The sequence below is a fragment of the Streptomyces maremycinicus genome, assembly GCF_001184025.1.
In the GTDB taxonomy this organism is placed as follows: Bacteria; Actinomycetota; Actinomycetes; order Streptomycetales; family Streptomycetaceae; genus Streptomyces; species Streptomyces maremycinicus.
In genome coordinates this window covers 16,695-30,661 of sequence record NZ_BBYG01000023.1, presented here as the reverse complement: position 1 = coordinate 30,661, position 13,967 = coordinate 16,695, and the positions used below count along the sequence as shown (strand labels likewise).

The window sequence follows — 13,967 nt, the reverse complement described above, 5'->3', positions numbered from 1 at the left end:
TGCCCTGTTCCTGGAAGGCTCCGTCATGCCCACACCCATACCCACAGCCGTCCGAAAGGCGGCTTTCGCCCTCACCGCCGCCACGGCCCTCCTCCTGAGCACCACCGCCTGTACCGGCCAGTCCGCGGCCGGCTCCGACGACGACGCGTCGAAGGAGACGACCCTCACCTTCTGGCACGCCTGGAGCGCGCCGAACGAGGTGAAGGCCGTGAAGTCGCTGATCGCGGGCTTCGAGAAGGCACACCCCAACATCCATGTGAACGTCGTCGGCAACATGACCGACGACAAGATCGACCAGGCGCTGCGCGCGGGCGGCACCAAGGCGCCGGACGTGATCTCGTCGTTCACCACCAACAACGTCGGCAAGTTCTGCTCGTCGGGCGCCCTGGTCGACCTCAACCCCTTCTTCGAGAAGGCGGACATCGACCCGTCCACGACCTTCCCGAAGGCCATGAACGAGTACACCCAGTTCGACGGCAACCGCTGCGCCGTCCCGCTGCTGGGCGACGCGTACGGCCTCTACTACAACAAGACGGCGTTCGAGAAGGCGGGCATCACCGCTCCCCCGAAGACCTGGTCCGAGTTCGAGGCCGACGCCAAGAAGCTGACGATCCCCCGGGGCGGCACCTTCGAGCAGCTCGGCTTCATGCCGAACTACCACGGCTGGGAGACCACCACCGAGCACTACCTAGGCCAGTTCTCGCCGACGTACTTCGACACGGCCGGCAAGTCGACGATCGCCACCGACCCGGCCGTCGCGTCCGCCTTCACCCTCCAGAAGAAGCTCGTCGACGAACTCGGCGGCTTCAAGAAGCTGGAGACCTTCCGCTCCACGCTCGGCGACGAGTGGGGCCCCAAGCACCCCTTCCAGACCGGTCAGGTCGCCATGCAGCTCGACGGCGAGTGGCGGCTCGGCATGGCCCTGGAGGCCAAGCCCGACTTCGAGATCGGCGTCGCCCCGCTGCCCGTCCCGGACGACCAGGCGGCCCAGTACGGCAAGGGCTACATCACCGGCACCATCGCCGGCATCGCCGCCACCAGCAAGAAGCAGAACGCGGCCTGGGAACTGGTGAAGTACATGACCACCGACACGGACGCGGTCGTCGCCTTCTCCAACGCCATCCACAACGTGCCGTCCACGCTGGCCGCGCTGAAGTCACCGGACCTGAAGTACGACGCGCGGTTCAAGACGTTCCTGGACATCGCCGCCGACCCGAACTCGACCACCTCCCCCGCGTCGATCAACGGCGGCGTCTACCTCACCACCGTGCAGCAGCTCGGCTACGACTACGAGAGCGGCAAGGTCACCGACCTGAAGGCCGGCCTGGAGAAGGCGGCGGCGCAGATCGACACGGACATCGCGCAGGCGAAGTAGCGATGGCGGCCACCCACACGCTGCGGGCGAAGCACCGTCGCTCGGCACTGCGCACCCTCGCCTTCCTCTCCCCCTGGCTGATCGGATTCGCGGTGTTCTTCGCGTACCCGATGATCTCCACGGTCTACTTCTCGTTCATGCACTACGACGGCTTCAAGCCGCCGACGTGGAGCGGCGCCAAGAACTGGACGTACGTCTTCGAGCACTACCCGTTCTTCTGGCCGGCCCTGCGCAACACGCTCTGGCTCGTCGTGATCATGGTGACATCGCGGGTGCTGTTCGGACTCGGCATCGGCATGCTCATCACGAAGATCAAGACCGGTACGGGGATCTTCCGCACCCTCTTCTACCTGCCCTACCTCGCCCCGCCGGTGGCGGCCACCATGGCCTTCGCCTTCCTCCTCAACCCCGGCACCGGCCCGGTCAACTCGATCCTGGAGAAGATCGGCGTCCCGGCGCCCGGCTGGTTCAACGACCCGAGCTGGTCCAAGCCCGCCCTCACCCTGATGTTCCTGTGGGGGGTCGGCGACCTGATGGTCATCTTCATGGCCGCGCTGCTCGACGTCCCGAAGGAGCAGTACGAGGCCGCGGAACTGGACGGCGCCTCGGCGTGGCAGCGGTTCCGGTTCGTCACCCTCCCCAACATCTCGCCGATCATCATGTTCGCGGTGGTCACCGGCGTGATCGCGGCGATGCAGTGCTACACGCAGCCGCTGGTCGCCGGAAAGGTCGCCTCGGGCGTGATCCAGGGCGCGGGCACCATGTTCGAGCCCGGCTACCCCGAGCACTCCACGCTCACCCTTCCCCAACTCGTCTACAACCTCGGCTTCCAGCGCTTCGACTACGGCTCGGCCTGTGTCGTGGCCCTGGTGCTGTTCGCCCTGTCGATGGCGTTCACCGCGCTGTTGATGCGGCGCCGGGGCGGTCTCATCCAGGCAGGTGACTGACCCGTATGACCCAAGTACTGGACCGTCCGGTGGAGTTGAGGGAACCGTCCTCGCCCGCCGAGCGCACCGCCCGCCGCCGGGCGCTGCTGGAGTGGATCGCGGTGCACTCCCTCGGCGTGGCCGCCGCCCTCTTCTTCACCCTCCCCTTCGTGTTCGTGTTCCTGACCTCCCTGATGAGCGACACCCAGGCGCTCAGCCGCGACCTGATCCCGCACACCTGGGAGTGGGCCAACTACCGGAAGGTCTTCGACACCCCGGGCTTCCTCACCTGGTGGCGGAACACGCTGATCTACGCCGGACTGGGCACGGTCCTCACCGTCGTGTCGTCCGTGCCCGTCGCGTACGCGCTCGCCAAGTTCCGCTTCCGGGGCCGGAATCTGACGCTCATGCTGGTGATCTCGATGATGATGCTGCCCCCGCAGGTGGTCGTCATCCCGATGTACCTGTTCTGGGCGAAGCAGCTGGACCTGTCGGGCACGCTGTGGCCGATGATCATCCCGCTGGCGTTCGGCGACGCGTTCTCGATCTTCCTGCTGCGCCAGTTCCTGCTGACCATCCCGAACGAGTACCTGGACGCGGCACGGGTGGACGGCTGCGGCGAGCTGCGCACCCTGCTGAGGGTGGTGCTGCCGATGGCGAAGCCCGGCATCGCCGCCGTCGCCCTCTTCCAGTTCTTCGCCGCCTGGAACGACTACTTCGGTCCGCAGATCTACGCCTCCGAAAATCCGGACGCGTGGACCCTCTCCTACGCCCTGGAGTCCTTCAAGGGCGCGCACCACACCGACTGGAACCTCACCATGGCGGCCACCGTGCTGGTCATGGCCCCCGTGATCCTCGTGTTCTTCTTCGCCCAGAAGGCGTTCGTCGAAGGTGTCACCCTCACCGGAGTAAAGGGTTAACTCGCCATGAAACTCACCGTGGTCGGCGGCGGCTCGACCTACACACCCGAACTCGTCGACGGCTTCGCCCGGCTGCGGGAGACCCTCCCCGTGGAGGAACTCGTCCTCGTCGACCCGGCGGCCGACCGTCTGGAACTGGTCGGCGGCCTGGCTCGCCGTATCTTCGCCCGGCAGGGGCACCCGGGCCGCATCGTGACGACGTCCGACCTGGACGCGGCCGTCGAGGGCGCCGACGCCGTGCTGCTCCAGCTCCGCGTCGGCGGCCAGGCGGCCCGCGAGCAGGACGAGACCTGGCCGCTGGAGTGCGGCTGCGTCGGGCAGGAGACGACGGGGGCGGGCGGTCTCGCCAAGGCGCTGCGGACCGTCCCGGTGGTGCTGGACATCGCCGAACGGGTGCGGAGGGCCAACCCGAACGCCTGGATCATCGACTTCACCAACCCGGTCGGCATCGTCACCCGCGCCCTGCTCCGGGCCGGCCACAAGGCGGTCGGCCTGTGCAACGTGGCGATCGGCCTCCAGCGCAAGTTCGCCGCCCTGCTCGACGTCACCCCGGCCGAGGTCCACCTGGACCACGTGGGCCTCAACCACCTCACCTGGGAGACCGGGGTGCGCCTGGGCGGCCCCGAGGGCGAGGACGTGCTGCCGGGCCTGCTGGCCGCCCACGCCGACACGATCGCGGCCGACCTGCGGCTGCCCCGCGTACTCCTGGACCGGCTGGGCACGATCCCCTCCTACTACCTGCGCTACTACTACGCGCACGACGAGGTCGTGAGGGAGCTGCGTACGAAGCCGTCGAGGGCGGCGGAAGTGGCCGCGATGGAACGCCGGTTGCTGTCGTTGTACGCGGACCCGGCCCTGGACGAGAAGCCGGAGCTGCTGGCGAAGCGCGGCGGCGCCTACTACTCGGAGGCGGCGGTCGACCTGGCGGCGGCGCTGCTGGCCGGCTCCGGCAGCCCCTACCAGGTGGTGAACACCCTCAACAACGGCACGCTGCCCTTCCTGCCGGACGACGCGGTGATCGAGGTCCAGGCGGCGGTGGGCCCCAAGGGTCCGTCCCCGCTCCCGGTGCCCTCCCTCGACCCGCTCCACGCGGGGCTGACCGCGAGCGTGACGGCGTACGAGGACCTGGCCCTCCGGGCGGCCCTGCACGGCGGCCGCGACCGGGTCTTCAAGGCCCTGCTGTCCCACCCTCTGGTCGGCCAGTACGAGTACGCAGAGCGGCTGACCGACCAGCTGATCGCACACAACCGGGAGCATCTCGCGTGGGCCTGACGGCAAGCGTGCTCGCCATCGACGCGGGCAACAGCAAGACGGACGTCGCGGTCGTGGCGGCCGACGGAGCGGTCCTCGCCACGGCCCGCGGTGACGGCTTCCGGCCGCCCGCCGTGGGGGTGACGGCGGCGGTGGACGCCCTGGCCGACACCGTCACGCGCGCGTACGCGGCGGCGGGCGTCGACTCGGTGGTCCATGTGTCGGCCTGTCTGGCCAACGCCGACCTTCCGGTGGAGGAGGAACAGCTGGCGGCGGCCCTGCACGCGCGCGCGTGGGGCGCCTCGGTGGACGTCCGCAACGACACGTTCGCCATCCTGCGGGCGGGCGTCGCCGAACCCCGGGGGGTGGCCGTCGTCTGCGGCGCCGGCATCAACTGCGTCGGCATGCGCCCCGACGGCCGCACCGCCCGCTTCCCGGCCCTCGGCCGCCTCTCCGGCGACTGGGGCGGCGGCTGGGGCCTGGCCGAGGAGGCGATGTGGCACGCGGCGCGGGCGGAGGACGGCAGGGGCGCCCCGACGGCCCTCACCGACGCGCTCCCGTCCCACTTCGGGCTGCCGTCCATGTACGCCCTGATCGAGGCCCTCCATCTGGAGCGCATCGCCCCGTCCCGCCGCCACGAACTGACCCCGGTCCTCTTCGGGACGGCGCGGGACGGGGACGCGGTGGCGCGCGCGGTCGTCGACCGGCTCGCTCAGGAGGTGGTGTCGATGGCGACGGTGGCCCTGACCCGTCTGGACCTTCTGGAGGAGGAGACACCGGTGCTACTGGGGGGAGGCGTTCTCACGGCGGGCCACGGGCAGTTGGACGACGGGGTCCGCGAACTCCTGGCCGCTCGGGCGCCGAAGGCGGTGGCGAGCGTCGTGCGGGAACGCCCGGTGCTGGGCGCCGCGCTGCTGGGCCTGGACCGGCTGGGGGCGGACGCGGACGTGCAGCGCAGGGTGCGCGGGCATTTCGACGCGGGATGAGTGACCACGGGTGCCTCCGATCACAACACGGGTCGCCACGAAGGAACCGAACACCCACCCGACGCGTATTCATGGACAGGGGTGACTGCGATCTGATCAAGATCGCGTGAAGGCCGGTGCGCAGGACCGGTCCCGCCAGCGATACTGGCGGCGGCAGATGACCATGGGGGAGGTCAACAACGTGGCAAACCCGGCACCAGGCAACACCGTAGCGCCACTCGCGCCGGCGTCGGCGCCGCCTCCGACGCGCCGCACGGCCTTCGCCGAGGGCGTCGACAAGGCGCGCGCCGCGGCGACCACGGAGCCGGGCCGGCTCCGCATCATCGGCGCCCTCCTCGCCCTGCTCGTCCTCGCCTTCGGTGCCGTGACGGCCTGGCAGACGACCGACCGCGCGGCCGCGGCCGACGACGTGCTGCACAAGAGCCAGCCGCTCAGCACGGCCGCGGCCGACATCTACCGCGCGCTGGCCGACGCCAACACGGCGGCCTCCAGCGGCTTCCTGGCGGGGGGCCAGGAGACGGCGGAGTCCCGGCAGCGCTACGAGGAGGACATCGACGAGGCCGCCTCCAAGCTCGTCACCGCGGCCAACAACGCCGATCCGGACTCGCCCTCCACGGCGTTCATCACCGAGCTGAACAAGCTGCTGCCCGAGTACAAGGGCCTGGTGGAGCGCGCGCGGACGTACAACCGGCAGGGTTTCCCGGTCGGCGGCGCCTATCTGCGGTACGCCAACCAGAAGATGCAGGGGGAGATGCTCCCGGCGGCCCAGGATCTCTACACGAAGGAGAACCAGCGCCTCCAGGACGACTACGGCGACGCCACCCCCTACCCGTGGGCGGCCATCTCGCTGGGCGTCCTCGCGCTCGCCGCCCTCGCCTGGGCACAGCACCGCAACTACCGCCGTACGAACCGGGTCATGAACCACGGCCTGGTCGCGGCGACGGCGGCCACCACGGTCGTCCTGCTCTGGCTGGTCGTCGGCCACAGCGTGGCCCGCGCGGGTCTGAACGACTCCTACGACCACGGCGTCCGCTCGCTGAACGTCCTGCACGACGCCCGGATCGCCTCCCTCAAGGCACGCGGCAACGAGAACCTGACCCTGGTGGCGCGCGGCGCCGAGACGGTGAAGGTGACGGCCGACGGCGAGGAGGTGACGCTCGACAAGTACGACCACGAGTTCAACACCGAGATCACCACCCTCGGCAAGGGCCTCACCCTCGCGGCGAAGCTCGCCGACGACCAGGCGGGCGAGAAGCCGGTCGCGTCGGCCGAGAGCAACATGGCGGAGTGGAAGAAGCGCCACACCTCGGCCCGCGCGCAGGACGACAACGGCAACTACGAGCAGGCGCTGGCCCTCGTGATCGGCGGCAAGGACGCGACCGGCGCCTGCTTCGACAACGTCGACCAGAACCTCGCGGACGCGCTGGAGCACGAGCAGACCGAGTTCCGGCAGGCGGCCGGGGACGGCCTGGACGCGATGACCGGCCTGTCGATCGGCGCCGCCGTGCTGGCCGTGCTGGGCGCCGCGGGCGCGGTCGTCGGCATCGGCCGCAGACTGTCGGAGTACCGGTGAACAGGCGCGGGCGGGTGAACGGGCGCGGATCGGTGGACAGGCGTCTGCCGGTGGGCAGGAGCCTGTCCGGGGGCGGGGGCGGACCGGCTGAAGGAGGCGTACCGGTGGAAGGGGGCATGACGATGCGGGTGCGACGGGTACGGGCCGGCCTGAAGGGCTGGGGCGGAGTGGGCGCGATGGCGGGTCTGTGCGCCCTCGCGCTGGCCTTCGTCCTGCTGCTGCCGTGGACGACCCGGTCGCCCGGCGACGGAAGCACCGGCCAGGCCGGGCGGGGCGTCGCCGCGGGCACCCAGGCGGCCGACGCCGACTGCACGGACCCGGAGAAGCGGACGCCGACGCCGTCCGGCGCGGACGGTCCGACGATCGCCGCCATCAAGGCCCGGCAGGGCGAGAAGCGCAAGCTGATCGTCGGCGTCGACCAGAACAGCTACCGCTGGGGTTACCGCGACCCCAACAACACGGGCGCCGAGCTGGAGGGCTTCGACATCGACCTGGTCCACCGGATCGCCCAGGACATCCTCGGCGACCCGAACGCGGTCCAGTTCAAGGCCATCCCGACCAACCAGCGCATCCCGGCCATCCAGGAGGGGCGGGTCGACATGGTCGTCCGCACCATGACGATCTCCTGCACCCGCCTCGAGGACGTCGCGTTCTCCGCGCCCTACTTCAAGACGGGACAGCAGGTCCTCGCGCCCAAGTCCTCGACGGTGAAGGGGTACGACGACACGCTGGCGAAGAAGAAGGTCTGCACGGCGACCGGTTCGACGGCCAACACCAAGCTGGTCGACGACAAGAAGGCCGGGAGGATCGCCTCCAGCGTCGTGATCGCCGCTCCCGTGCCCAACCAGCTCGACTGCCTGGTGCGGCTTCAGCTCGGCGAGGTCGACGCGGTGGTCACCGACGGCGCGCTCGCGGCCAGTCAGGCCGCCCAGGACCCGACCGTCGAACTGAAGGGCGCCCCCTTCACGACCGAGTACTACGGCGTGGCCATGAAGAAGGACGCGACGGATCTGGTACGCCGGGTCAACCAGATCCTGGTGGAGTACCGCGCGAACGGCTGGCAGGCCTCGTACGACAAGTGGCTGTCGGCGACACTGGGCGGTGACGCGGCGAAGTCGAGGCCGCCCGTGCCGCAGTACCTGAGCACGAGCTGACGGACCGGCGGCAGGACGGGCGGGGCAGGCGCAGGACGGCAGGGCAGGCGGCGGACACAGCCGAGAGACCGACACAGCAGCGAGAGGTGATCGATGGGCGTCACGGGACCCCCCGGGCCGGTGATGGACCGGGACGAGGTCGACCGTGCGCTGGCGCGGCTCGGCGCGGAGCACGAGGCGATCGAGACCTCGCTCCTCGCCCTCCAGGACCACGCGGGCCGCAGGCTCCTCGAAGGCGCCGAACTCACCGGTGTCACCAAGGAGCGCTGGGCGTCCGCGGAGGCGTCGATCACACTGCTGTGGACGTACTTCGACGCGTACACGGACGCGCTGCGCACCGCCCGCGACATCCGCTCGCGCCGCCGCTGGTCCAGCCGCGAGGACCTGGTGGAGCTGACGGAACTGCTGCGCGGCGAGTCGGTCACGGTGGCGGGCTCCGCCGCCGGTACGGCCGCCACCGCCGAGGCGCCCACGCTGCACGGCGCCGGCCGGCTCAGCCACAGCTTCTCCCTGACCACCCTCGTCGACCGGATGAACGAGCTCTACGCGTCCTCGCTCGACATGGTCGTCACCGCCGACGCGGTGTGGTCGGCGCTGCCCGCCCGGATAGATTTACTGGCCGCGGAACTTCAGCGCACCCGCCGGCTCGCGCACTCCGTCGGCGTCCGCCCGGGCGAGCACCCGGCGGGCGACGACCTGGAGCGCATCACCCGCACCCTGACCTCCCTGCGCGAGCAGGTGGTGTCGGACCCGCTGGCCTTCTGGGTCCGCGCACAGGGCAGTTCGGCGCCGGGCGGCGGCCGACCCGACACCACGGTGTACGACCGTGAGGCGCGCGCCCTGGAGGACGTACGTCGGGAGATCGACGCCGTCCTGACGGTCCGCCAGGACGCCGAGCAGCGACTGGTGAAGCTGCGGGACATCCTCAGCCGGGCCGACCGGACGCTCGCCGAGGCGCGCACCGCGCGCGGCGAGGTGCTCGCGAAGATCGCCGCGACGGAGGTGCCGGTGGTCAGCGGGCCGCCGACCGTGCTCCAGGAGCAGCTCGCGACGGCCGCCGAGTACCGCAGGCACGCCCAGTGGCACCGGCTGTCCCCGCTGCTGGAGTCCCTGGAACAGAAGGCGGAGGACGAACTGCTGCGGGCCCGGGAGTCGTTGACCGCCGTCACCCAGCCACTGGCGGTCCGCGCGGAGCTGCGCGGCCGTCTCGACGCGTACAAGGCGAAGGTCGCCCGGCACGGGCTCGCCGAGGACCCGTTCCTCATCGAGCGCTACGACGCGGCGCGCCGCATGCTCTGGAGCGCGCCCTGTGATCTGCGCGTCGCCGGACAGGCCGTCCTGCGCTACCAGCAGGCGGCCGCCGAACTGCTCACGGCGCCGCGCGTGCCCGAGCAGGGCGGACCTCAGGACCGTAGGGGGGAGCAGTAACCATGAGTCAGGCGGGGCAGACGTGTCAGCGGCCGGGCTGCGAGGGGTCGTACGAGGACGTGGGCGGCGGCGAGCTGTACTGCGACACCTGCGGTCTGGCCCCGGTCGTCGCGTCCGGGGGCTCCTCCTCCGGGGACGGTCTGGTCGGTTCACCGCCGACCGGGGTGACCGGGGGCGGCAAGGGCACGGCGGGCAGCGCCGGTTCACGCTCCAGCGGGCGCAGCGCGCGCAGCAGCCGTACGTCGTCGCAGTCGTCGAAGTCGCGGCGCTCGGTGTCGGGGCGGCTGTCCCGGTCGCTGTCGGGCAGGTCGACGGGCCGTTCGGTGTCGGTACGCAGCTCCGGTTCGACCGCCGGCTCCTCCGCGCGGGCCCGGCTCGGCGTCGGCCTGGTCACGGTGCCGCAGGTGCCGCGGCCCGACCCGCGCGTGATGGTGCAGGAGAACCCCGAGGTACCGGAGCGCAAGCGGTTCTGCTCGCGCTCCGACTGCGGTGCCCCGGTGGGCCGTTCGCGCGGCGAGCGGGAAGGACGCACCGAGGGCTTCTGCACCAAGTGCGGCCACCCGTACTCCTTCGTGCCGAAGCTGAAGGCCGGCGACGTCGTGCACGGCCAGTACGAGGTCGTGGGAGCGCTGGCGCACGGCGGGCTGGGCTGGGTCTACCTGGCGGTCGACCGCGCGGTCTCCGACCGGTGGGTGGTGCTCAAGGGCCTCCTGGACACCGGTGACCAGGACGCGATGGCCGCGGCCATCTCCGAGCGGCGCTTCCTCGCCGAGATCGAGCACGCCAACATCGTGCGGATCTACAACTTCGTCGAGCATCTCGACCAGCGCACCGGCTCGCTCGACGGCTACATCGTCATGGAGTACGTCGGCGGCAAGTCCCTCAAGGAGATCGCCAACGACCGCCGCACCCCGCAGGGCAAGCGGGATCCGCTCCCCGTGGAGCAGGCCTGCGCGTACGGCATCGAGGCACTCGAGGCGCTCGGCCATCTGCACAGCCGCAACCTGCTGTACTGCGACTTCAAGGTCGACAACGCGATCCAGACCGAGGACCAGCTCAAGCTGATCGACATGGGCGCGGTACGGAGAATGGACGACGACGAGTCGGCCATCTACGGCACGGTCGGCTACCAGGGTCCGGAGGTCGCGGAGGTCGGCCCCTCGGTCGCGTCCGACCTGTACACGGTGGGCCGTACGCTCGCCGTCCTGACCTTCGACTTCCAGGGCTACACGACCGTCTTCGTGGACTCGCTGCCCGACCCCGACAACATCGAGGTCTTCCGCCAGTACGAGTCGTTCTACCGGCTGCTGGTCCGCGCCACCGACCCCGACCCGGCCCGCAGGTTCGCCTCCGCGCAGGAGATGGCGGAGCAGCTGACCGGTGTGCTGCGCGAGGTCGTCTCGCTCCAGAGCGGCCGGGCCCGGCCCGCCCTGTCCACCCTGTTCGGGCCGGAGGTCAAGGTCACGGACACCGAGCTGTTCCCGAAGCCGACCGGCGAGGTGTCCCGGCTGGGGGCGCGGGTCGCCGTCAGATCGCCGCGTCCGCTCCGCCGTTCGGGTGCCGCACCGGCCCTGCCCGGCGGTGCTCCCGCCTTCGCGGGCGCCGCTCCGGCACTCTCCGGAACCGCCGCGCCCGCCTTCGTCGGCACCTCCGGGCTGCCGGGCGCGGGCGGTGGCGGTGGCGCCTTGTCCGGCGCCGGCAGCACCGTCGCGCCGGGCGCTGTCGCCCCCGGCCTCGTGAAGACCGTCGCCGCGCCCGCCGCCGCGCTCGCGCTGCCCGTTCCGCACGTCGACGCCACCGACCCCAACGCGGGTTTCCTCGCCGGCCTGCTGGCCTCCGCGCCGGCCGAGCTGATCACGGCGCTCGCGGCCGCGCCGGCGCCGTCGGTCGAGACCCGGCTGCGGCAGATCCGCGCCTGGCTGGAGAACGGCGACCACCAGGCGGCCCTCATGTCCCTCCAGAAACTGGAGGGCGAACGGCCCGACGACTGGCGGGTGGTCTGGTACCGGGGCGTGACCTCGCTGGTGACCGGCGACCACGAGGGCGCCGCGCTCGCCTTCGACGCGATCTACGACGCCTTCCCGGGCGAGCCCACGCCCAAGCTGGCGCTCGGCCTGTGCGCGGAGGTGCTGGGGCAGCTGGACAACGCCGCCGAGTACTACCGCCTGGTGTGGTCGACCGACCCGAGCTTCGTGAGCGCCGCGTTCGGCCTGGCCCGCGTGCAGCTCGCGGCCGGTGACCGGCGGAGCGCCGTACGGACCCTGGAGTCGGTGCCGGAGTCCTCCATCCACTACACGGCGGCCCGGGTGGCCGCCGTGCGGGCCCGGCTGCGGGAGCGGACCGCCCTCGCCTCCGACGTACCCTTCCTGGAGGACCTCACCGCCGCCGCGGCCCAGGTCGAGGCGCTGGACGCGTACGGTCTGGATCCGAAGCGGCGCGAGCAGTTGTCCGCGGAGGTCCTCGGCTGTGCCCTCGACTGGATACTCTCCGGTGGCCAGGGCGCGGGCCCGGCCGCCCGGGTGCTGCTCGGCAGCCAACTGGACGAGCGGGGGCTGCGCTTCGGCCTGGAGCGTTCGTACCGCACGCTGGCCCGGCTGGCGACGGGCGGCGAGGAAAGGATCGACCTGGTGGAACGTGCCAATCGTTACCGCCCCCGGACGTGGGTGTAGTTGATGTCCCAGATGCCCCGGCAGGCCGCCCTGCCGACGTGTCCGAGCTGCGCGGAGCCGCTCGACGCGGGTGACCGTTTCTGCGGTGCGTGCGGATACGACCTGTCCGCCGTACCGGCGCGCCCGGACGACCACCCGACCCTCACGATGAACGGCTCGGCCCAGCAGGCTCCCGCGGGGCCGACGGCGAGCGGCACGGCCGCGCCGGGCGCCGGCCTGAGCGGGCTCGCCGCGAACGGCGCCGGTGTGAGCGGTGCCGGTTCGAGTGGCGCCGCTGCGAGTGGTGCCGCTGCGAGTGGCGAGAGCGGCTCCGGTGGGAGTGGCTTCGGCGTGAGTGGCGCCGCTGCGAGTGGCTTCGGTGTGAGTGGCCCGGGTCCGAGTGGCCCGGGTGCAAGTGGTGTCGCCATGGCGGCGCCGCCTCCGGACGGCGCGCCGCCGCCACGGTCGGGTCCCGGTGTGCCACCGCCCGCGGGCCCCGGTGTGCCGGTACCCCCGCCGGCCCCCGGTTCCCCGCTCCCGCCGCAGACCCCGGCGTCCCCCGTTCCGGGCGGTTCCGGTGTCACCGGCGCCGCCGGTGTCTCCGGTGTCCGGTTCGACCGGCCCTCGGAGCCCGACGAGTACGCCCTCCAGGCGCCGGACCCCCGGGTCGCCGCCGAGGCCGCCGCGGTGGCCGAGACCGCCCAGGTGTGCGTGGCCTGCCGGGCGGGCCGGGTCGACGACGACGGGTACTGCGAGAACTGCGGACACGCCCAGCCGCGCGAACGCGACCACATGGAGCTGGAGTCGGGGCCGTTGGCCGCCGTCAGCGACCGCGGTCTGCGCCACCACCGCAACGAGGACGCCTTCGGTCTCGCCTGCTCCGCCCTGCCCGACGGCTCGCCCGCGCTCGTGGCGATCGTCTGCGACGGCGTGTCCTCCGCGACCCGCCCCGACGACGCCTCCCTCGCCGCGTCGAAGGCGGCCAGGGAGGCCCTGCTGGCATCCCTGCCGCGGGGCACGCACCCGCAGCAGGCCATGCACGAGGCGATCGTCGCCGCCTCGTACGCGGTCAACGCGCTGGCCGACGAGCCGGCCACGGTCCGTGAGCACGCCCCGCACCAGAACGCCCCGGCCTGCACCCTCGTCGGGTCGATCGTCACCGCCGGGCTGCTCGTCGTCGGCTGGGTCGGCGACAGCCGCGCCTACTGGGTCCCGTCCGACCGCAGTTCGCCCCCCGCCCGGCTCACCGAGGACGACTCGTGGGCCGCGCAGATGGTCGCCGCGGGCCTGATGAACGAGGCGGAGGCCTACGCCGACGAGCGCGCCCACGCGATCACCGGCTGGCTCGGCGCCGACGCCTACGAACTGGAGCCGCACACCGCTTCCTTCAAGCCGGACCGGCCCGGCGTGGTGGTGGTGTGCACGGACGGCCTGTGGAACTACGCGGAGGCGGCCGAGGACATGGCCGAGGTCGTCCCGCGGGACGCCTCCGCCCGACCGCTGCACAGCGCACGGGTCCTGGTCGGCCACGCCCTGGACGGCGGGGGCCACGACAACGTAACAGTGGCCGTCGTACCGTTCCCCGCCCCCGCCCAAGGGGCAGGATCGGCCTGAGGCCGCGAACAGGGAAACACCGGAACACGCCGGAACACGCCGGAAGAACACGGGGAAGCACGGCAGGTACGGGAAGCACGGGGAAGCACGCG

At 71.8% G+C, this 13,967-nt stretch carries 11 protein-coding genes; 10 read left to right on the top strand and 1 reads right to left on the bottom strand.

Features of this window, described 5'->3' with window-relative positions; all coding sequences use genetic code 11:
* Nucleotides 1-25 precede the first annotated feature (25 nt).
* The 8 genes from AOQ37_RS34145 (at nt 26) to AOQ37_RS34110 (ending at nt 9,613) form a co-directional block, all read left to right on the top strand.
* Nucleotides 26-1,375, top strand: coding sequence for an ABC transporter substrate-binding protein (locus tag AOQ37_RS34145; RefSeq protein WP_234437103.1), 1,350 nt, complete (start codon nt 26-28; stop codon nt 1,373-1,375).
* Between the two features lie 2 nt (nt 1,376-1,377).
* Nucleotides 1,378-2,322, top strand: coding sequence for a carbohydrate ABC transporter permease (locus AOQ37_RS34140; protein ID WP_062650379.1), 945 nt, complete (start codon nt 1,378-1,380; stop codon nt 2,320-2,322).
* A 5-nt stretch (nt 2,323-2,327) separates the two neighbouring features.
* Complete coding sequence (locus tag AOQ37_RS34135; protein ID WP_062650377.1) at nt 2,328-3,221, top strand: carbohydrate ABC transporter permease; 894 nt, start codon at nt 2,328-2,330, stop codon at nt 3,219-3,221.
* Between the two features lie 6 nt (nt 3,222-3,227).
* Nucleotides 3,228-4,493 carry a 6-phospho-beta-glucosidase gene (locus AOQ37_RS34130; RefSeq protein WP_062650375.1) on the top strand — a complete coding sequence of 422 codons (1,266 nt, stop codon included), beginning with the start codon at nt 3,228-3,230 and terminating at the stop codon, nt 4,491-4,493.
* Complete coding sequence (locus AOQ37_RS34125) at nt 4,484-5,458, top strand: N-acetylglucosamine kinase (protein WP_062650373.1); 975 nt, start codon at nt 4,484-4,486, stop codon at nt 5,456-5,458. The genes AOQ37_RS34130 and AOQ37_RS34125 overlap by 10 nt, the downstream gene beginning before the upstream one ends.
* Nucleotides 5,459-5,621: 163 nt before the next feature.
* The gene (locus AOQ37_RS34120) at nt 5,622-7,031 is read left to right on the top strand and encodes a GlnX family signal transduction membrane protein (RefSeq protein ID WP_062650580.1); all 1,410 of its coding nucleotides are present in this window, start codon (nt 5,622-5,624) and stop codon (nt 7,029-7,031) included.
* 122 nt (nt 7,032-7,153) lie between these two features.
* On the top strand, nt 7,154-8,185 hold the full coding sequence (locus AOQ37_RS34115; RefSeq protein ID WP_062650578.1) for a glutamate ABC transporter substrate-binding protein: 1,032 nt from the start codon (nt 7,154-7,156) through the stop codon (nt 8,183-8,185).
* 93 nt (nt 8,186-8,278) lie between these two features.
* Complete coding sequence (locus AOQ37_RS34110; protein WP_062650371.1) at nt 8,279-9,613, top strand: hypothetical protein; 1,335 nt, start codon at nt 8,279-8,281, stop codon at nt 9,611-9,613.
* A 25-nt stretch (nt 9,614-9,638) separates the two neighbouring features.
* Here AOQ37_RS34110 and AOQ37_RS42295 read toward each other — a convergent pair whose 3' ends face one another.
* Entirely contained in the window at nt 9,639-10,007 is a 369-nt protein-coding gene (locus tag AOQ37_RS42295) for a hypothetical protein (RefSeq protein WP_445407666.1), read from the bottom strand.
* Nucleotides 10,008-10,017: 10 nt separating this feature from the next.
* Here AOQ37_RS42295 and AOQ37_RS34100 point away from each other — a divergent pair, with 10 nt between their 5' ends.
* Together AOQ37_RS34100 and AOQ37_RS34095 are read left to right on the top strand one after the other, a co-directional pair.
* Nucleotides 10,018-12,282 carry a serine/threonine-protein kinase gene (locus AOQ37_RS34100; RefSeq protein ID WP_445407665.1) on the top strand — a complete coding sequence of 755 codons (2,265 nt, stop codon included), beginning with the start codon at nt 10,018-10,020 and terminating at the stop codon, nt 12,280-12,282.
* Nucleotides 12,283-13,875 carry a PP2C family protein-serine/threonine phosphatase gene (locus AOQ37_RS34095; protein ID WP_063781214.1) on the top strand — a complete coding sequence of 531 codons (1,593 nt, stop codon included), beginning with the start codon at nt 12,283-12,285 and terminating at the stop codon, nt 13,873-13,875.
* Nucleotides 13,876-13,967 lie beyond the last annotated feature (92 nt).